At 30.2% G+C, this 19,728-nt stretch carries 17 protein-coding genes and 1 pseudogene; 14 read left to right on the forward strand and 4 right to left on the reverse strand.

Going from position 1 to position 19,728, the window contains the following annotated elements:
* Position 1: 1 nt before the first annotated feature.
* Positions 2–1,291, forward strand: a complete 1,290-nt coding sequence (gene hemL, locus FQB35_RS05270; protein ID WP_148808979.1) for a glutamate-1-semialdehyde 2,1-aminomutase — start codon at positions 2–4, stop codon at positions 1,289–1,291.
* A 61-nt stretch (positions 1,292–1,352) separates the two neighbouring features.
* On the forward strand, positions 1,353–1,850 hold the full coding sequence (locus FQB35_RS05275) for an SEC-C metal-binding domain-containing protein (protein WP_148808980.1): 498 nt from the start codon (positions 1,353–1,355) through the stop codon (positions 1,848–1,850).
* Positions 1,851–1,884: 34 nt separating this feature from the next.
* Here the strand turns inward: FQB35_RS05275 and FQB35_RS05280 are convergent, their stop codons facing one another.
* Positions 1,885–3,078, reverse strand: coding sequence for a pyridoxal phosphate-dependent aminotransferase (locus FQB35_RS05280; RefSeq protein WP_148808981.1), 1,194 nt, complete (start codon positions 3,076–3,078; stop codon positions 1,885–1,887).
* 233 nt (positions 3,079–3,311) lie between these two features.
* Positions 3,312–3,434 (reverse strand): hypothetical protein, encoded by a 123-nt coding sequence (locus FQB35_RS16405; RefSeq protein ID WP_269902707.1) that lies wholly within the window; start codon positions 3,432–3,434, stop codon positions 3,312–3,314.
* Between the two features lie 133 nt (positions 3,435–3,567).
* Between FQB35_RS16405 and FQB35_RS05285 the strand changes: the two are divergent.
* The 9 genes and pseudogenes from FQB35_RS05285 to FQB35_RS05320 all read left to right on the forward strand — a co-directional run bounded on the left by FQB35_RS05285 (position 3,568) and on the right by FQB35_RS05320 (position 12,042).
* Positions 3,568–4,901, forward strand: a pseudogene (locus FQB35_RS05285) (replication-associated recombination protein A).
* A gap of 161 nt (positions 4,902–5,062) precedes the next feature.
* Entirely contained in the window at positions 5,063–5,968 is a 906-nt protein-coding gene (locus FQB35_RS05290) for a hypothetical protein (protein ID WP_148808982.1), read from the forward strand.
* An 18-nt stretch (positions 5,969–5,986) separates the two neighbouring features.
* Positions 5,987–6,874 carry an ABC transporter ATP-binding protein gene (locus tag FQB35_RS05295; protein WP_148808983.1) on the forward strand — a complete coding sequence of 296 codons (888 nt, stop codon included), beginning with the start codon at positions 5,987–5,989 and terminating at the stop codon, positions 6,872–6,874.
* A gap of 3 nt (positions 6,875–6,877) precedes the next feature.
* Positions 6,878–7,645 (forward strand): hypothetical protein, encoded by a 768-nt coding sequence (locus tag FQB35_RS05300; protein ID WP_148808984.1) that lies wholly within the window; start codon positions 6,878–6,880, stop codon positions 7,643–7,645.
* Positions 7,646–7,679: 34 nt separating this feature from the next.
* Positions 7,680–8,789 carry a TlpA family protein disulfide reductase gene (locus FQB35_RS05305; protein ID WP_168198250.1) on the forward strand — a complete coding sequence of 370 codons (1,110 nt, stop codon included), beginning with the start codon at positions 7,680–7,682 and terminating at the stop codon, positions 8,787–8,789.
* A gap of 13 nt (positions 8,790–8,802) precedes the next feature.
* Entirely contained in the window at positions 8,803–8,940 is a 138-nt protein-coding gene (locus FQB35_RS15800) for a CD1871A family CXXC motif-containing protein (protein ID WP_168198251.1), read from the forward strand.
* Entirely contained in the window at positions 8,933–9,763 is an 831-nt protein-coding gene (locus FQB35_RS05310; protein WP_148808986.1) for a 4Fe-4S binding protein, read from the forward strand. Before FQB35_RS15800 ends, FQB35_RS05310 begins: the two co-directional genes overlap by 8 nt.
* A gap of 155 nt (positions 9,764–9,918) precedes the next feature.
* Positions 9,919–10,626: a response regulator transcription factor gene (locus FQB35_RS05315; RefSeq protein WP_148808987.1), complete on the forward strand. Its 708-nt coding sequence runs from the start codon at positions 9,919–9,921 to the stop codon at positions 10,624–10,626.
* A gap of 3 nt (positions 10,627–10,629) precedes the next feature.
* Positions 10,630–12,042, forward strand: coding sequence for a sensor histidine kinase (locus FQB35_RS05320; protein ID WP_148808988.1), 1,413 nt, complete (start codon positions 10,630–10,632; stop codon positions 12,040–12,042).
* Between the two features lie 78 nt (positions 12,043–12,120).
* Here the strand turns inward: FQB35_RS05320 and FQB35_RS05325 are convergent, their stop codons facing one another.
* Entirely contained in the window at positions 12,121–13,404 is a 1,284-nt protein-coding gene (locus FQB35_RS05325) for a homoserine dehydrogenase (protein WP_148808989.1), read from the reverse strand.
* 475 nt (positions 13,405–13,879) lie between these two features.
* Here FQB35_RS05325 and FQB35_RS05330 point away from each other — a divergent pair, with 475 nt between their 5' ends.
* On the forward strand, positions 13,880–15,343 hold the full coding sequence (locus tag FQB35_RS05330; protein ID WP_148808990.1) for a Na+/H+ antiporter NhaC family protein: 1,464 nt from the start codon (positions 13,880–13,882) through the stop codon (positions 15,341–15,343).
* 39 nt (positions 15,344–15,382) lie between these two features.
* Here the strand turns inward: FQB35_RS05330 and FQB35_RS05335 are convergent, their stop codons facing one another.
* Complete coding sequence (locus tag FQB35_RS05335; protein WP_148808991.1) at positions 15,383–17,137, reverse strand: sigma-54 interaction domain-containing protein; 1,755 nt, start codon at positions 17,135–17,137, stop codon at positions 15,383–15,385.
* Positions 17,138–17,488: 351 nt separating this feature from the next.
* Between FQB35_RS05335 and FQB35_RS05340 the strand changes: the two genes are divergently transcribed.
* On the forward strand, positions 17,489–18,283 hold the full coding sequence (locus tag FQB35_RS05340; RefSeq protein ID WP_148808992.1) for an SDR family NAD(P)-dependent oxidoreductase: 795 nt from the start codon (positions 17,489–17,491) through the stop codon (positions 18,281–18,283).
* A gap of 27 nt (positions 18,284–18,310) precedes the next feature.
* On the forward strand, positions 18,311–19,714 hold the full coding sequence (gene gcvPA / locus FQB35_RS05345; protein WP_333473053.1) for an aminomethyl-transferring glycine dehydrogenase subunit GcvPA: 1,404 nt from the start codon (positions 18,311–18,313) through the stop codon (positions 19,712–19,714).
* Positions 19,715–19,728 lie beyond the last annotated feature (14 nt).

Here is a 19,728-nt window from a genome sequence, read left to right on the forward strand (position 1 = left end):
TATGAATTTTAATAAATCTAAAATATTATTTGAAGAAGCTAAAAAATTTATTCCTGGTGGAGTAAATAGTCCTGTAAGAGCATTTAGATCTGTTTCTGTTGATCCTCCTTTTATTATGAAAGGAAAGGGAAGTAAAATATATGATGTAGATGGAAATGAATATATTGATTATATTGGATCTTGGGGACCTTTGATTTTAGGACATGCGCATGATAAAGTTGTAGAGGCTTTAAAAGAAGTTATAGATATGGGAACAAGCTATGGTGCACCTACAGAGATAGAAACAAGGCTTGCCAAATTAGTCTGTGAAGCAGTACCTTCTGTTGAAATGATAAGAATGGTAAATTCAGGAACAGAAGCAACCATGAGTGCTTTAAGGCTAGCAAGAGGTTATACTGGAAGAAAAATGATTGTAAAATTTGAAGGAAATTATCATGGACATTCAGACAGTTTATTGATCAAAGCCGGTTCAGGTGCGTTAACCCATGGTGTACCTGATAGTCCAGGAGTTCCGATAGAAATTGCAAAAAATACAATAACAGCAGGTTACAATGATATAGATGGCATAAAGAAAATATTTGAAACTTATGGAGAAGAAATTGCAGGGGTAATTATTGAGCCGATAGCAGGAAACATGGGAGTTGTACCAGCTACTCAAGAATTTATGGATACTCTTAGAAAGATTACAAATGAGTATGGTGCATTACTCATTATTGATGAAGTTATGACAGGCTTTCGCGTATCTTACCATTGTGCGCAAAGCTTATATAAAATAGAACCAGATATTACTACTTTTGGAAAAATAATAGGTGGAGGACTTCCTGTAGGAGCATATGGAGGGAAAAAAGAAATAATGGAAAAGATTTCACCTGTAGGTCCAGTGTATCAGGCAGGTACATTATCAGGAAATCCTCTAGCAATGACAGCAGGTTATGTTACATTAAAAATATTAAAAGACAATCCAGAAATTTATGATGATTTAGAAAAAAAATCAAAAAAGTTATCAGATGGATTTAAAGAAAATGCTGAGAAACTAGGTATAAAAGCAAGCTTTAATAGAGTAGGATCTATGCTTTGTATGTTTTTTACAGATAAAGCTGTTGTTGATTTTAAATCGGCTATGACGAGTGATACAAATAAATTTTCATTGTACTTTGAAGAAATGTTAAAACAGGGAATATATTTGGCTCCATCACAATTTGAAGCAGCCTTTGTTTCAGCAGCACATAGCCAAGAAGATATAGAAAAGACAATACAAGCAAATTATAATGCTTTGAAAAAGATTGTTTAATAAATATTATTTTCATGGTATAATGCTATAGAAAAAAATAAAATAAGAAGGAGAAGCAAGAATGAGTTTATATGAGAATTGGAAAAAAATAGCTTATGAACATGAAACACAACAAAGCTTTGATAAATTTTGGAATGAGTATGCTGATACAGAGAAAAAAATCTATGAAGATGTATTAGAAAATCATACAAAAGCCTTTGAAGGTGTAGTAAAAGAATTAGCACAAAAGTATGATACGTCTAATGAATACTTTATAGGTTTCTTAGATGGAATAAATGATAGCTTAAAGAATGCTTTAGATGTAGAAACGATTACAGAAGATAGTGCTGTTAATCTAGAAATTGATTTTGAGAAGCTTTATTATAATATGTTAGAAGCGAAAGCTGATTATTTATACAATCTACCGCAGTGGGAAAAAATATTGGACAAAGAAAAAAGAAAAGAGATTACAAAAGCTCAAAGAAGTGCAAAAACAGTTGTAAAAGAAAATAAAATTGGTAGAAATGAACTATGTCCATGTGGGAGTGGTAAAAAATACAAAAAATGTTGTGGAAAATAAAAACTTTCCTTGGGGTTTACCCCAAGGAAAGTTTTTATTTCTTTTTAGGATATGTATCTAAAGCAACTTTTAAGATATGCATAGCTTGCTTTAAATCATCTTCATTAAGAATATATGCAATTCTTACTTCATCTAAACCAGAATTTGGTGTTGCATAAAATCCTTTAGCAGGTGTAAGCATAATGGTTTCATTATCTAAATGAAAATCTGTTAAGAGCCATTTTACAAAATCTTCGGCATCTTCAATAGGTAACTTGGCAATTACATAAAAAGCCCCCTTAGGTTCTTGACAGATGATACCAGGAATTTCTTGAAGACCTTTATATACAACATCTCTTCTTTTTCTGTATTCATTTATAACTTCTTCGAAATATTTATCAGAAACATTAAAAAGTTCAGTAGCACCAATCTGTTCAAGGGTTGGACAGCATAATCTGCTTTGACAAAACTTTAGGATTTGTGCAATTAGTTCTTTGTTTTTACTTAAAATAGCACCTATTCTAGCACCACATGCACTAAATCTTTTTGAAACACTATCGATCATAATCACACGGTCTTCGATATCTTTGATATTACCAAAGCTTGTATATCCTGAATCGCTATATACAAATTCTCTATAAACTTCATCAGCAATAATAAATAGGTCATGTTTTTTTGCTATATCAGCTAAGAGCATAATTTCTTCCTTCGTATAAACAACACCTGTAGGGTTACCAGGATTTGATAACAATATAGCTCTTGTCTTATTTGTAATTTTTTGTTCAATTACTTCTCTTTCTGGTAAATGAAATCCAAATTCAGCTTTTGTCGTAATAGGGATTACTTTTATTCCTGCCATATTAGCAAATCCATTATAGTTTGGATAAAATGGTTCAGGAATTATGATTTCATCATTATAATCTCCAATAGCTTGTAGTGTAAATAATAAAGCTTCACTACCACCATTTGTTATTAAAACTTCATCTTTTTCAAAATGCATATCATATTTTTTGTAATATTTTATAATTGCATCAATTAATTGAGGCATTCCTTGAGAAGAAGAGTAAGCTAATACTTTTTCATTAAAATTCTTAACAGCTAACATAAAATTTTCCGGTGTTGCAATATCAGGTTGACCAATATTTAAATGATAAATTTTTTTCCCCTGCTGTTTTGCAGCATCAGCAAAAGGTGCTAGTTTTCTCATGGGAGATGATGGCATAGATATAATTCTTTCAGAAAGATGCATCATATATTCCTCCTTAGCATATAAAGTAAAAATTAACAAATATTGAAATTATCAAAAAATAAAGAATGATATTAATTTTGTAGCACTTTTATAATATCAAACTAGGTAGTTGCAGTCAAGTATAAATAATATATAATACAGTATACTATAATCATTTATGTATATAAATTTGATCTAAAATAATATGCGAAGGATCATAAAAAAGATTGGGAATTCTCCCAATCTTTTTACTGCTAGTAGCGACCATAGAAATATGGATAGCAGAATAATATTACTAATAATAAGAAGAAGAATAGTAAGCTACTATCACAGCCACCAAACAATCCTCCAATGCCGCCATATTGTTTATCAGCCATTATTACACCTCCTTATGGATTATGTAATTTTTTTATTCTTTTTCTCTAATATAGAGTACGCAAGTATAAGGATATGTGTTACACTGTAATTGGATTTCTATCAATAGAATGAAAAGAGAAAAAGGTGATAACCATGGATTTGTTTGATATAATAAGAGAAAAAAATTTGAAAAAAGATGCACCTTTAGCAGAGCGATTAAAGCCACAGAAATTAGAAGACTTTGTAGGACAAGAACATATTTTAGGAAAAGGGAAACTTTTATGGAGAGCTATAAAAGCAGACAGAATCACTTCATTGATTTTATACGGTCCGCCAGGGACTGGAAAAACTAGCTTAGCAAAGGTTATTGCAAATTCTACTAAATCTAAATTTGTTCAATTAAATGCAGTAACTTCAGGAGTAAAGGATTTAAAAGAAGTAGTAAAAGATGCAGAATATTTACTAGGAATGAATGGTAAAAAGACGATACTTTTTTTCTTGATGAAATACATAGATTTAATAAAGCACAGCAAGACGGATTATTGCCTTATGTTGAAAATGGAACATTAACATTAATCGGTGCTACTACTGAAAATCCATTTTATGAAGTAAACAAAGCTTTGATTTCTAGGTCTATGCTATTTCAATTAGAGCCATTAGGAGTTAATGATATTAAAAAAATAATAGAAAGGGCAATAACTGATGTTGAAAATGGATTAGGAATGTTTTCTATCTATTTGCATGATGAAGCCTTAGATTTTCTATGTAATGTAGCAAATGGAGATGCAAGAAAAGCTTTAAATGCATTAGAATTAGCAGTACTTACAACAGAAAAAAATGAAAATGGAAAGATTGATATAAATTTAGAGGTAATAAAAGAATGTTTGCAGAAAAAACAAATTCATTATGATAAAAATTATGATGCCCATTATAATGTTATATCTGCATTTATTAAGAGTATGAGAGGATCTGATCCTGATGCGACTCTTCATTATCTTGCTAGGATGATTTATGCAGGAGAAGATCCAGTATATATTGCTAGAAGAATTGTGATTGCTGCTTCAGAAGATGTAGGATTGGCAGATCCTAATGCATTAGTCGTTGCAAATAGTGCAGCTCAAGCAGTTCAATTTATTGGAATGCCTGAATCTAGGATTATTCTTGCGCAGGCAGCTGTTTATGTAGCAACAGCACCAAAAAGTAATGCAAGTTATGTAGGAATAAATAAAGCATTAAGAGATATAAAAGAAAGAGATATTGGACAAATACCACAACATATAAGAGATATGACAGCTCAAAATATAGAAAAAAAGTATAAAAAACAAATGGAATGGAATCAGCCATATTTGTATCCACATGATTATCCAAATGCATATGTAGAGCAACAATACTTGCCAGATAATTTATTAGATGTAAAATATTATGAACCGAAAAATAATGGATATGAAACAATGATAAAAGAAAGGTTGAATCAATTTAAAAAATAAAATATATATTGTTTAAATTAAAATCGTTGAACATGAGTTGTATAGTAGAATTTTTACTATACAACTTTTTTTGTAAGGTTTAATTAAGGTTTTGTTAATTATGGTGTAAGTTTAGGATTGTATAATAAACTTATAGAAAAGGATAAGGAGGTATAAATTGAGTGATTTTTTGGGAATTGAAAAAGATATTTAAATGTAGGATAGGGTTGATTGTAATAGCATTATTTATTTTCATTTGTGGTGTTATGAGTTTTTTAAAACCTACATTAGAAACAGAAAATCCATATAGAAATGAACAGTATGAATTAGTAAAGGATACTAGATATGAAAAAGAAATTGAAAGTAATGAGGAATATAAGGATATTGATTTTTATAAGGTTATTAATCACAGAGCAGATCATTCATTTATGTCAATTGTTATGGTGATTATTTTAGTTTTAATATTTTCAAACATATATACAAATGAAAAAATTTCAGGTGTAGATAATATTATTTTTTCATCTAAAAATAAGATGAATGTTTTATATTCAAAACTAGCATTAGCTATCATTTTACCTATTGTGATCTATGGATTTTATTTAGGAATAGAATCTTTAGTTACCTTTGTTCAGTGTGGAAAACCAGTAAACGGAGGACTTGGAGCCTTTAGAATAGTGAAGAATAGCCTTTTTCTTAAGAGAGCTTTTACAATCAATGAGTATTTACTTCTTAAGGTTGGAACGATGCTATTGATATTCATTAGTATATCTATATTCTCAAGTTTTTTCTCATTTATTTCAAGCAGTTCTTTGTCATCTATAAGTGCAGTTTTAATGTTCATAGGGGTTGGTAAAGTTTGTACACTTATTAGATTTTTACCTAATGCATTATTAAACATATTAAGTAAAGTAAATTATATAGATTTAATATTTTATCCAGATCAGTTTGTAGGAATATATGCTGGAGATGTTTATATTTTGGGAAAAAATTTAGATCTTATAAACTTATGTAATGGGATTTTAATAGGATCAATATTTATAGGAGTAATTCTTTGTGTATTTACATTTAAAAAGATTTTAACTAAATAATTTGAGGAGGAATGATGGATGAATAAACTTGAATTAAAAAATTTAACAAAAACTTATGGAACAAAAAATGCAAATAGTAATATAACAATCACTTTTGAAAATGGTGTATATGGACTTTTAGGACCAAATGGCGCAGGAAAAACTACATTGATGAAGCAAATAACAACTTTAATAGAGCCTTCAAAGGGAGAAATTATCTACAATGGTAAGAATATAAAAGAGTTAGATGAGAAGTATAGAGATTTAATAGGCTATCTTCCACAGGATTTTGGGGTATATAAAAACTTTTCTGCAAAACAATTTTTACAGTATGTAGCAGCTTTAAAAGGATTGAGTGGGAAATATGCTAGGAAAAAAATAGATAAGCTTTTAAAGCTTGTAGGATTATACGAAGTGAGAAATAAGGCAGTTGGTAAGTTTTCAGGGGGAATGAAAAGAAGAGTTGGAATTGCACAAGCTTTATTAAATGATCCTAAGATTTTAGTTTTAGATGAGCCAACAGCAGGACTTGATCCTCAAGAAAGAGCAAGATTTAGAAATCTTATTTCACAAATGTCTAAGGAAAAAATCATCATATTATCTACTCATATTATTTCAGATATAGAATCTATAGCGAAGGAAACGATTATGATAAAAGATGGAGCTATTCTTATGAAGGGAAGCCATAAAGATATACTTCTAGGCATGGAAGGTAAAGTTTATAGAATAAAAACTGATAGTGAAAATGAGGTTTATGAAATACAGAATAAGTATAAAGTAGTAAATATTCAACGTGGAGTTAATGATGTAGAGCTTAGAATTATAAGCGATAATGTGCCTCAATATAAAGAAACAAAAGCAGTAGAACCAAAATTTGAGGATGTTTATATGTTCTACTTTGATTTGGAAAATACAAAGGAGATGTAACATATGGGAACACTTATAAGATTAGAATTTAGAAAAATGCTTTTTAGAAAAAGAATATTCATTCTTTGGATCGGCGTATTGTTTTTAAGCTTTGTTTCAATAAGAGCTTTCTCAATAGAAGAAACTTATGCAGATATATTCAGTAAAGGATATGGACTAGTTCCTTTGATGGGATTTATGATGTTTATGATATTTTCAGGAGCTTATACTTTAGAATATAGCTCAAATATGGCAGGATTAATAAAAACAACGAAAAACGGTAAACGAAAAATTGTGTTAACTAAATCAGTAGCTGCTGGAATTTCAGCTTCTTTAGTAAATCTTTCAATTTTTCTAACAGTGTGTTTATCTGCTTTAATAAAGCATAAATTTGCTGGATTAGATTTACCTTTGAAAAGTCTTTGGTATTTTGGAAATAGTGGATCAGATGCGACTGTACTTCAAATGATTTTAATCATGATTATAACAATAATAATGGGTTCTTTTTTCTTTGCACAATTAGGATTATTCATATCTGCTATAAGTAAGACAGCAGCAGTGCCTTTTATATTTGGTGGGCTTATTATGGGACTACCATATGTACTGGAAGGATTTTTAAAACATATTGGATTAGTAAAATATCTAGCTTTCACACCACTTTGGGGAATGATGAGTTGTCAGCTGATAAGATACAAAGTGCCAGCAATAGTACCAATTATCCTTATATTACTATATACAACGGGACTTATGTTACTACCTAAATTTACTTTGAAGGCTTTTACAAAGGAATAGTAAAAAAATAATTAAGTTTATGGGAGGAATGGATATGAAAAAAAAATCTTTAGTAATTCTTATGGCAGTAGTAGTTAGTATATTAACTGTAGCTTGTGATAAATCTGTAGATAATATTGCAAATACTCAGAATAAAAATAAAATACAACAAACAGAAAGTAATGATGAAGTTTTAAAAGGTAAAAAAATGAGATTTGATGAACTTGGATTGGAATATTATATACCAGAAGTATGGGCTGAAAAAGGAGGTATATCTCCAGTTTGTGTAGTGCCTGGAAAATATGGAGTAGATTATATAGTAGCGCAAATTCCGTATGAGTTTGTACCAACTGAATTTATTAGAGAATTAACTGAAGAAGCTCAAAATGCAAAAACTGAGGAAGGACAAACAAAGATATTCGAAAAATATCAGAATAAAGCAAAAGATTTCTTTAACATTATAGTACTTGATAAAAGTAAAGAGAAGAACGGGCCAAAAGAAAACATAGAAAGAAAAGAAAAAGTTTTCCTACAGTATAAATATCATGAAAAAGTAGCAGAAAAAGATAATTTAGAATGTTATCTATTATATAATGATGAATATGATGAAAGTGGGTTATCTGAGGAAGAAAAGAAAGAATTTAAAGAAGTTCGAGAGGGTATTGAGGAATTTAAGAAGAATATAAAATTATTTACACCAATTGATCCAAGTGAAAAAATGGCTGGTTATCAAAATATAGAATTTAAAACAAAAACCATTGATGGAAAAGAAATAGACAGTAGTATATTTAAAGATTATGAACTTACAATGGTAAATATATGGGCAACATACTGTGGACCTTGTATTGAAGAAATGCCTGATATTCAAATGCTTTATGATGAAGTAAAAGAAGAAAATATAAATGTAATTGGTATTGTTTTTGATACACCTGATGAGGAAAATGAAGCACTTGCAAAAGAAATACTTGAGAAAAAAGGTGCAAAATTTGTGAATATAATCCCTGATGAAAAATTAATAGAAGGTGTATTAAAAGACATATCAGGAGTTCCAACAACTATATTTGTTGACAAGAAAGGGAATACGGTTGGTAAAACTATAGTGGGTAGTCGTAGCAAAGAAGAATACAAGAAAGAAATATATGAAAGATTAGAAAGTTTAAAATAACGGAGTGAGAAATATGGAAGAAAGGCTATGGAAGTATAGAATTCTATTTATAAGTATAAGTTTTATAGCTGGAGGTATATATAGAAAAGAAGTAAGCATTGTTTTTAGAAAAGCAGTAAATGTATGTTTGGAGTGTATAGGAATTGGATAAAAGAAGATTATCTCAAATAATTGCTACTATAATTAATAATGCGAATATAAGTGGTTTTTTTGAAAAAAGCATATATAAGGGGCCTATTAAAAATGTATGTGTTCCAGGACTTAATTGTTATTCTTGTCCTGGAGCCATAGGATCTTGTCCTATTGGTTCTATGCAGGCGGTTATAGGAAGTATAAAATATAATATTTCATTATATATAGTAGGTTTTATTTCTTTAATGGGAATAATATTTGGTAGATTTATTTGTGGGTGGTTATGTCCTTTTGGATTATTTCAGGACTTACTTTACAAAATACCATTCAAAAAGATTAAAGTTAATAAAAAAATAAATAATGTATTAAAGTATTTTAAATATGTTGTTTTGGTTATCTTTGTAATATTATTACCAATATTTTTAGTAAATGAATTTGGAATGAGTCCACCTTATTTCTGTGAGTATATATGTCCAGCAGGTATTTTAGAAGGTGGAATACCCTTAGTATTATTCAATGAATCTTTAAGAGAAATTATTGGACTTTTATTTGTATGGAAAATGTTTATTTTAGTTGGGATTACTGTAACTTCAATATTTATATACAGGTCATTCTGTAGATATCTGTGTCCTTTAGGTGCACTCTATGGATTATTTAATCCTATAAGTTTTTATAAATTTAAAATAGATAAAAATATGTGTACAAACTGTAATGATTGTGTAAGAAAGTGTAATATGAATATAGAAATTTATAAAAATCCTAATAGTATAGAGTGTATTAGATGTGGAGATTGTATTAAAACATGTCCTGCAAAAGCAATCAAAAAAGAGGTAAGTTTATAATCATTTTCTACTGGATTATATATGAAAAAACCTGAATAAAAAATATCAGGTTTTTTGCTGTACTATTAAAAAATAAGAAAATACTATAAACTGCAACTAAAATGGTAGTGGATTTTAGAAATTTTGGGAAGCGTAGTTTTTTAGGAGGGTGAATGATGGAAACACTAGTAAAGGAAAAGAAAATATTGATTGTAGATGATGAAAAAGATATATTAAAATTATTATCAACAGTATTAACTAAGGAAGGGTTTAAAAAAATATATACAGCAGAAACAGGAGAACAGGGATTAAAGTTGTTTAAATCTTTAAAGCCAGATATTATCCTTTTAGATATAATGCTTCCAGATAAAGAAGGCTATGAGGTTTGTAAGAAAATTAGGGAAAGCTCTATGGTTCCAATTTTATTTTTATCTGCAAAATCAGAAGAAATGGATAAAATACTTGGGTTTGCTTTAGGAGGAGATGATTATGTAACAAAACCTTTTAGCCCAAAAGAGGTAGCTTATAGGGTTAAGGCACACCTAAGAAAAAATTCTATAAATTCAAATGAGGATAAGAACATATCTTTTGGTTCTTTTGAAATAAATGAGGAAAAACTAGAAGTCAAAAAGAATGGGATAATTCTTGACCTTAAGCCTAAGGAGTTAAAATTGTTTTTATATATGGCAAAGCATCCTAATCAAATTATTAGCAAAGAGAGAATTTGTAATGAGGTATGGGGAGAAGATTATATAGGTTTTGATAATACAATAATGGTACATATAAGAAGACTTAGGGAGAAAATAGAGGAGAATCCATCAAAGCCTAAATACATTATAAATGTTAAAGGTCTTGGATATAAGCTAGTGGTAAAGGATGAGTAGGAAATGAAATGGAGGTTAACTTTAAGGTTTGTATTCACTGTAATTTCAGTAGTAATTATAGTGATTATTATAAATATAGTTTCTATTATAGCACTATTTATAGGAAATACTATAAATAATCAAGACAATAAGCTTTTAGAGCAACTTGGGCCAGAAGATTTTGTAAGGAATTTTCATAGTTATGTAGTAAGTAGTGGAAAAAATGTGTATGTAAGTTATGAGGGGAAGAAAGTATTGGATCGTAAGAAAACGTGGATACAAATTTTAGATGAAAACGGGAAAGAGGTATATAGTTATAAAAGACCAGAAAATGCATTTACTAAATATACACCTTTTCAGATTGTTAATGGTTATAAATATAGAGGTGGAATAGGTGCTCCATCAACCATATTTATAGGGGAAAAAACGATTGGAGATATACAATATACTTATATTATTGGGTTTCCTATGCAAAAAGTTGATAAAAAAGTTTTAACTTATAATATAGATGAAATGAGAATTTTTATAAAAAAGATAACTATAATTGTGCTTGTAATTGATGCTATAATTGCTTTATTTTTTGGATATTTATTTAGCAGAAGGCTTACAAAACCTTTAGGTGATATTATTAGTGGGGTAGAAAAATTAGGAGAGGGAGAGTACGATATTTATTACGCTCCAAAGGGAGTATATAGTGATGTTTATCATAATTTAAATATCCTTTCAGATATACTTAAAAGCAATAAAAGAGAACGTATGAAGCTAGATAAGATGAGGGAGGACTGGATTGCAAATATATCCCACGATATAAAAACTCCTTTAGCATCTATTAAGGGATATGCAGAGATTTTAAGTGATGATGACTATGAATTTTCTAATGAAGAAATTAAAGCATACGCAGAAATCATTCATCAAAAAGCCAATTATATAAAAGAGCTTGTTGATGATTTAAATTTAGCCACAAAACTTAAAAATAAAACTTCTATTATTAATAAAAAAGAAATCAACTTAGTAAAATTAGTTAGAGAAACTATTATTGATCTATTAAATGATCCTAATTATAGCGATAGAAATATCCATTTTATTTCTGTGGAAAATATTATTTTAAAGGAAATAGATGGCATTTTAATAAAAAGGGTAATTAGCAATCTTTTATATAATGCTCTTATTCACAATGATGCTAAGGTAAAAATAGAAGTTAAGCTTATTAAAGATGAAAAAGTACACATATTTGTAAAAGACAATGGAAAGGGAATAAAATCAGAAGAACTTAAGTATATTTTTGATAGATATTACAGAGGGACAAATACTGGTAAAAGACATAAAGGTTCTGGACTTGGAATGGCTATAGCTAAGGAAATAGTAAAGGCACATGGTGGAGATATAAAAATAAGAAGTATACTAGGAGAGGGGACAGAAATAGAGGTTATATTATAATTGGATTGAGCGACTAAGTTGAAAATACTTAGTCGCTTTAATTTTTGATTATAAATAATTGGTTTGTTAAAAAGTTATTTAAAGATTTTCTACTCTTAATATACTTGCAACTTTATTTATTATATTATTATTTTGAATCTCTTCTAATGCTTTATCTAATTGTTTGCGTTCTATTTCATGAGTAATAAATACAAGGGGAACAGTAGAATTTCCTCTTCCTCTTTGAACGACAGATTCTAAGCTTATTCCATATTTTCCAAATGTGGATGCTATTTTTCCTAGAACACCTGGTTCATCGATGACTTCTGTGTGTATATAGTATTGACTAATTCCTTCCCCAATAATATTTAAGTGTTTTTCACTTACAACATCTAACGGTGTAGATTTATAATTAGTTCCAATAATCTTTCCAATTTCTAAAATATCCCCCATTACCGCACTTCCTGTCGGCATAGAACCTGCTCCTTTTCCATATAGCATAAGTTCACCTACGGCGTTTCCACGTATGAATAGTGCATTAAATTCATTGCTTACAGAGGCTAATGGATGATTTGAAGGTACTAATGTTGGGTGTACATGGAATTCAAAATTATTATCAAATTTCTTTGCTGTAGCAAAAAGTTTTATTTTATATCCTAATTGAGATGCATATTCAATATCTTTTTTTGAAATTTTTGTAATACCTTCTCTTGGAATTTCGTGGGGTTCAATATGGATTCCAAAAGCAACAGCAATTAAAATTGAAAGTTTAAAAGCTACATCTTCTCCTTCAATATCAGATGTTGGATCAGCTTCAGCATAGCCTTTTTCTTGTGCTAATTTTAAAGCGTCATCAAAATCCATTCCAAAATCACTCATTTGTGTAAGAATATAGTTTGTTGTTCCGTTAATAATTCCTACAAGTTCATCTATCTTATTTGCAGATAGGCTTTGTGTTAATGTATTGATAATAGGAATTCCTCCACCTACACTAGCTTCATATCTTAGTTCTACACCATATCTTTGTGCTAAAGCACGAAGCTTGTTTCCATGTGTTGCAATTACAGCTTTATTCGCTGTGACAACATGTTTTCCATTTTCAAAGGCTTGTTTTATATATTCAAACGCAGTATCAATTCCTCCTATTACTTCAATGATAATATCAATTTCGGGATCTTGAATAATTTCTAAAGGATTAGTAGTTAATTTTTCTTGAGGTATAGCAATTCCTCTGTTTTTATGAATATCCCTAACGAGAATTTTTTTGATTTCTAGGTTGCTACCTAGATAATTATCGATTTTATTTTTATTCTCTTCTATAATATTCCATACTCCTTTACCAACATTACCTAGACCTAATATGCCTATTTTTATACAGTTCATTTTTTTTTCCTCCTACCATTGAGTTTGTTAAATATATTTATTGTACGCTATTTAAAGACAAATGTACTTCATACATGAACTACAAAAATAATAGTATCATATTTTTATCTTGTATACAATAAGTTTGATAAAAAATTTTCCTAGTTTTTCTATAAAAACACTGAAAATGATGGCAAAAATTTGCCAAAATTGACATAAAAACAGCATGGTAAATACTTAAAAAATAAAAGAAAAATATTTTACAAAATAAAAAGCTATTTTAATAGCATGTATAAAATATTAAAAATAAGACGGTGACATGGACAGAATTTATATTAAAAAAGAATTTTGAGGACCAAAAAAACTGGCATAATCTATGCAAAACAAAATAATGAATATTCAAAACATTAAAAAACAAGAAAGAAAGGAGGTATTTGTTGTTGTTTTAATAAGGGAAAACATAAAAAGATAAAGAAAATAGAAAAGGAGGATGTATATGGCACTATTGAAAATTTCGCCGATCTTTGTGCTTGCTGGATTAATGATGACAGGGCTAGATGTCTTATTAGCAGCACCTATTGCTACGTGTGTAGCAGCAATTATTGCTATGATGACTGAGAAATATTCATTTAAAGAAATTATGGAGAAAGCATTTAATAATGTACGAGAAATTGTTGTTGTATTTTTTATTTTAATGTTTGCTTATGGTTTGGCAGAATCTTTCATGGCAACTGGCGTAGGAGCATCTATTATTAATATTGCATTACAGCTAGGGGTTACTGCTAAAACAGTAGCAGTAGTAGGATTTTTGGTAACTTGTGTTTTATCTGTGGCAACAGGTACATCTTGGGGTACTTTTGCAGCATGTGCACCAGTATTTTTATGGCTAAACCACATTGTTGGTGGTAATGTAGTACTTACAGTTTGCTCAATTGCTGGAGGAGCTTGTTTTGGAGATAATATTGGACTGATATCAGATACTACGGTATTAAGTTCAGGCCTACAAAAGGTGGAGATTATTCATAGGGTAAGACATCAAGGAGTTTGGTCTGGTTTGTGTTTATTAACAACAGCTATTGTTATTTTCTTTGCAGGAGTATCAATGGGACTTCCGAGTACAGTTGGAAGTGCAACAGATGCTATTAATGCAATTCCACAAGAGGCGTGGGGTGCATTAAATGAAGCTAGGCCCTCAGCGGTAACACTGCTTGATCAGGTGAAAAATGGTGTAGCAGTATATATGGTTATTCCATTAATTATTGTAATCGGAATGGCTGTTAAGGGCTTTCAAACAATGATTTGCTTAGGAGCAGGAATACTTTCATCTTTGATTTTAGGTTTTGCAGCAGGTACAGTTACTTCTTTAACGGGTTTTTTAGATTTATTATATACTGGATTTTCTGATGCAGGTAGTTGGTCTATTGTTATGATGATGTGGGTTGCTTCTTTTGGAGGGATTATGAATAGTATGCATGCTTTTGAACCACTATCTAAATTTATTGTAAATACTGTTAAGAATGTTAAGCAATTAATGTTTTCGAATGCGTTACTTTGCCTTATAGGAAATGCTGCATTTGGTGATGAAACAGCGGAAATTGTTACGATTAGTCCAATTATTAAAACAATAACTGACGAAAATGTAGAAGCGAGTGAAGAAGATATGTATAAGCTTAGACTAAGAAATGCAACTTTTGCTGATGCATTAGGTGTATATGGTTCACAATTAATACCATGGCATTGTTTTGTATTATTTTATGTTTCTATTGCGAAGGCTGTATATCCACTCTATAATTTTATTCCACAAGATATCATAAGATATAACTTTATGGCATTTATTGCAGTAGGATCTATGTTAATCCTTACAATAACAGGCTGGGACCGGTTCATTCCATTATTCAAACTTCCATCTGAACCAGATGTAATACTAAGAAAGAAAGATCGTGTTATAAAAGAAGTATAAAAAATAAGCGCACGGTTCGTGCGCTTATTGCAGTTTAGATTATATTTTTTTATCCATATTTTCTAACATTTTAATTTTTCGATATAATGTTCTAAGTCCTATGCCTAGTTCTTTTGCAGCTTTTGTCTTTCCTTTTACATCCCATCCATACTTATCTAAAGCTGCTATGATCGCATTTAGCTCAAAAGTTTTTATCTTATTTTTTATTTCTAATTGATTTTCAATGTTTATATTAATTTTTAATAATCTTTCTGGAAGACTGTTTTGAGTAATGATATTTTCTTCTTCCATATTTACTGCGTATTCCACTGTATTTTCAAGCTCACGTATATTACCAGGCCAATGATAGGATTGAAGTATATACATAGCTTCGGGAGAAAAATGTATTAATTTTTTATTTAATTTTAAACTATATTTTTTCAAAAAGTGCATTGCTAAAATTTCAATATCATCTTTTCTTTGTCGAAGAGGAGGAAGTGTTAGAGGAATAACGTTTAGCCGATAATAAAGGTCTGCACGAAATTCTTTTTTTAATACCATATCTTCAAGGTTTTTGTTGGTAGCAGCAATAATTCTTATATCAATGGGGACAGAGCGAGTTGATCCAACCCTTTCAATGGTATGATCTTGTAAAACTCTCAAAAGCTTTGATTGCATAAATAATGGCATTTCTCCAATTTCATCTAAAAATAGAGTACCTCCTTGAGCTAATTCAAAACGACCAGGCTTTCCTCCTTTTTTAGCACCTGTAAAGGCACCTTCTTCATAACCGAATAATTCACTTTCAAAAAGACTTTCAGGAATACTCGCACAGTTAATGGCAACTAAAGGGAAATTAGCTCGATTACTATTATAATGAATAGCTTTTGCTAAAAGTTCCTTTCCGGTACCAGTTTCACCGGTAATCAAAATAGATGAAGTACTTTTTGAAATTTTTTGTACTTTTCTTTTTAAATCTTGTATTGCTTTGCTATTGCCTTTAATCATATCTAAAGAAATTGATGAATCTATTGTAGAAGTCTTTTTTTTATTCGATTTAGAAGTGTTTTTTTGATCTAGACGTATGACCGATCCCATAAATCTATTTCCTTTTTTTAAAGGAAAAGAAGATACAAAAGCATGAAAGTTTTCATTTTTAATATATTTATTAGAAATAGTATTTCCTTCTAAAATTTCTTGCAAAATTGTATTTGGAAGGATTTGATTTATAGAATTTGTATGGAGATTACAAAAAGAAAAAAACTTTAGTGCTGAATGATTATAATGGGTAACCTGTCCATTCCTATCAATAATGAATAAGCTATCCATGGAAGAATCCATGACCACTTGAAGGGTATGATCTAAATGAATGAAAGCATCTTTTTTATGTTGTTGTAGAGCGATCATAGCTATTAAGTTGGAAACTTCTCTTAAAATATTTAGATATTTATCTATATTTTTTTCAAGTCGATCATGGCCTTCTTTTGTAAATGAAGTTAATGCAATTACACCTATAGCGTCACTTTTTAATGTAATACAATTTAAAAGCTCTATTGTTGCAGGGCATCGGTCTTTAAAACGACATCCTATACAAGATTTCATGTAACCAGGTTTGTTTACTAAAACATTACCATTAGACAAAACCTCTTTTAAAGATGGTGTATGCACAGATTTTCCTTTCTTTTCTAAATAGGGTTTTGTGCTGGCAACTAATTTGTAGTTTTTATCAAATATAGCAACTTCAATATTGAATGTATCAGATATTCCGAGAATGATGTTATTAAGACTAGATTTAACTGCTTCAAGGGAAATCATGGGAATCACCTCTTAGGAAATTTCTAAAAATAAATATGTGTATATATTTAGTATAAAATATTTTGAAAAATACGACAATTGATTTGACAAGTTTGGCAAATATATTTTGTCATTTTTTTCAGATTGTGCTATATAAAAATGGTTTTTTATATGGATTTTTAAATAAACAAATAAATCTAAATTTCATATCATTTAAAGTTTATAGAGTATAGAGGATAAATCATAAAAATATATAAAAACCATTTTTGGCACAATTTATGCAAAAGAAAAGTAGTACAGTATAGGCTTATGAAAGAAGTGTTTATTCTTAAAAGAAAAAACTACTTAAGTTCAGATTAGGAGGGGGTTTAGATGATACAAAAAAAAGACTTTTTATCATTAGAAGGAAAGGTAGCTGTAATATCAGGAGCAGCAAGTGGTATTGGTTTGGCTACAGCTCAGCTTTTGTCAGCTTATGGAGCAAAAGTAGTAATGCTTGATGTAAATCTAAAAGGAAAAGAAGAAGCTGAATGTATAAAAAAAGAAGGAAGGATAGCAGAATTTTTCAAATGTGATGTAACAGATCAAGAAAATGTAAAAAGAATTGTAAATGTTATAAAAGAAAAGTTTGGACGTATCGATATTCTTTTTAATAATGCAGGGGTAACAGTTAGAAAAACGGTTGTAGGATTAGAAGAAAAAGAATGGGATTTTGTATTGGATGTAGGATTAAAAGGCACTTACTTATTATCTAAATATGTGATTCCAATAATGGCAGAAGGTGGAGGAGGTAGCATTATAAATACAGGTTCTGGATGGGGATTAAAGGGTGGAGATCAAGCAGCAGCATATTGTGCAGTAAAAGGTGGCATTGTTAACTTAACCCGTGCTATGGCGATTGATCATGGTTCACAAAACATTCGTGTAAATAGTGTTAATCCGGGAGATACAGATACAGCAATGCTTAGAGATGAAGGACGCCAGACAGGTGTTGTGGTAGATGATTTATCACAAACAAAGTATCTAGAAGCATGTGGAAAAGACAGACCACTTGGAAGAATAGGTACTCCAGAAGATATTGCTAAGGCAGTATTGTTTTTAGCAAGTGATCTTTCAAGCTGGATAACTGGCAGTGCAATTGTTGTAGATGGTGGTGGGATTGCATAATTTTATTAATATTAGGAGGGAAGTTATATGGCAATAAAAGGATATAAATCACATCCATACATTCCAAATTCAGTTTTAGAAGTTCAAAAAGAGATGTTAAAAGAAATTGGGTTAAATAGTCTTGAGGAACTTCACGCAGAAATTCCAGATGAAATTAAGCTTAAGGAGGGCATAAATCTACCAAAGCCTTTTCAATCAGAATATGAATTAAAAAGACATGTTGAAGGAATACTTTCTAAAAATAAAACTTGCAAAGAAAATCTTAATTTTTTAGGAGCAGGATGCTTTCAGCACTATGTACCGGCACTGTGCGATGAAATTAATTCAAGGGGTGAATTTTTAACTGCTTATGGAGGAGAGCCATATAATGATTTTGGTAGATTTCAAGCATTATTTGAATATCAAAGCTTAGTTGCTGAATTAGTGGATATGGATGTAGTCAATGTTCCAACTATGGATGGCGCTCAAGCGGCAGCTACTGCTGTTAGAATGGCAGCAAGAATTACACAGAGAGACGAAGTATTAGTGCCAAAAGCCATGGATTATGAAAAATTCTTAATAATGAAAAACTATTGTGCACCAGATTTAACCCTTATTCAAGTAGCATACAATAAGGAGAATGGACAATTAGATCTTGAGGATTTAAGGAAAAAAGTATCTGAAAAGACTGCAGCAATATTTTTTGAAAATCCTTCTTTCTTAGGGTTTATAGAAGAAAATGGGCAAGAAATTTCTAATATTGCGCATGATGCGGGAGCTCTTAGCGTTGTAGGGGTAGACCCTAGCTCATTAGGAGTACTCGCACCTCCAAGCCAATATGGTGCAGATATTATTAGCGGAGATTTGCAACCATTAGGAATTCATATGAATTATGGAGGAGGACAATCTGGATTTATAGCTACTCGTGATGAAGAAAAATTTGTAATGGAATTTCCATCACGCCTTTTCGGTATAGCTCCAACTTGTGTTGAGGGAGAGTATGGATTTGGGGATGTTGCTTATGATAGAACTTCTTTTGGACACCATAGGCACGAGGGAAAAGAGTATGTTGGTACACAAACAGCGTTATGGGGGATTACAGCAGGTGTATATTTAGCAACGATGGGACCAAAAGGTATGTATGAATTAGGGAAAACAATTATGCAAAAATCTCAATATGCTGTTAAGAGATTAAGCGAAATTAAAGGCGTTAAAGGTTCTTTGTTTACTGGGGTAAACTTTAAGGAGTTTGTTGTAGATTTTAATGAAACAGGAAAGCGTGTAAAAGAAATTAACAGACTTTTAATAGAGAAAGGAATTTTTGGTGGAAAAGACTTATCAAAAGATTTCCCAGAGTTAGGTGAGAGTGCTTTGTATTGTGTAACAGAAGTTCATACGAAAGAAGATATTGATAAATTAGTAGTAGCAATACAAGAATGTGTGAAAGCATAAGTTAGGTGGAAAGG

Source organism: Crassaminicella thermophila, assembly GCF_008152325.1.
Classification (GTDB): domain Bacteria; phylum Bacillota; class Clostridia; order Peptostreptococcales; family Thermotaleaceae; genus Crassaminicella_A; species Crassaminicella_A thermophila.

Bases quoted from the DNA above. Each gene is read 5' to 3' on its own strand.
- hemL (WP_148808979.1), top strand. From the start codon at position 2: ATGAATTTTAATAAATCTAAAATATTATTTGAAGAAGCTAAAAAATTT.
- FQB35_RS05275 (WP_148808980.1), top strand. From the start codon at position 1,353: ATGAGTTTATATGAGAATTGGAAAAAAATAGCTTATGAACATGAAACA.
- FQB35_RS05280 (WP_148808981.1), bottom strand. From the start codon at position 3,078: ATGCATCTTTCTGAAAGAATTATATCTATGCCATCATCTCCCATGAGA.
- FQB35_RS16405 (WP_269902707.1), bottom strand. From the start codon at position 3,434: ATGGCTGATAAACAATATGGCGGCATTGGAGGATTGTTTGGTGGCTGT.
- FQB35_RS05295 (WP_148808983.1), top strand. From the start codon at position 5,987: ATGAATAAACTTGAATTAAAAAATTTAACAAAAACTTATGGAACAAAA.
- FQB35_RS05300 (WP_148808984.1), top strand. From the start codon at position 6,878: ATGGGAACACTTATAAGATTAGAATTTAGAAAAATGCTTTTTAGAAAA.
- FQB35_RS05305 (WP_168198250.1), top strand. From the start codon at position 7,680: ATGAAAAAAAAATCTTTAGTAATTCTTATGGCAGTAGTAGTTAGTATA.
- FQB35_RS15800 (WP_168198251.1), top strand. From the start codon at position 8,803: ATGGAAGAAAGGCTATGGAAGTATAGAATTCTATTTATAAGTATAAGT.
- FQB35_RS05315 (WP_148808987.1), top strand. From the start codon at position 9,919: ATGGAAACACTAGTAAAGGAAAAGAAAATATTGATTGTAGATGATGAA.
- FQB35_RS05320 (WP_148808988.1), top strand. From the start codon at position 10,630: ATGAAATGGAGGTTAACTTTAAGGTTTGTATTCACTGTAATTTCAGTA.
- FQB35_RS05325 (WP_148808989.1), bottom strand. From the start codon at position 13,404: ATGAACTGTATAAAAATAGGCATATTAGGTCTAGGTAATGTTGGTAAA.
- FQB35_RS05330 (WP_148808990.1), top strand. From the start codon at position 13,880: ATGGCACTATTGAAAATTTCGCCGATCTTTGTGCTTGCTGGATTAATG.
- FQB35_RS05335 (WP_148808991.1), bottom strand. From the start codon at position 17,137: ATGATTTCCCTTGAAGCAGTTAAATCTAGTCTTAATAACATCATTCTC.
- FQB35_RS05340 (WP_148808992.1), top strand. From the start codon at position 17,489: ATGATACAAAAAAAAGACTTTTTATCATTAGAAGGAAAGGTAGCTGTA.
- gcvPA (WP_333473053.1), top strand. From the start codon at position 18,311: ATGGCAATAAAAGGATATAAATCACATCCATACATTCCAAATTCAGTT.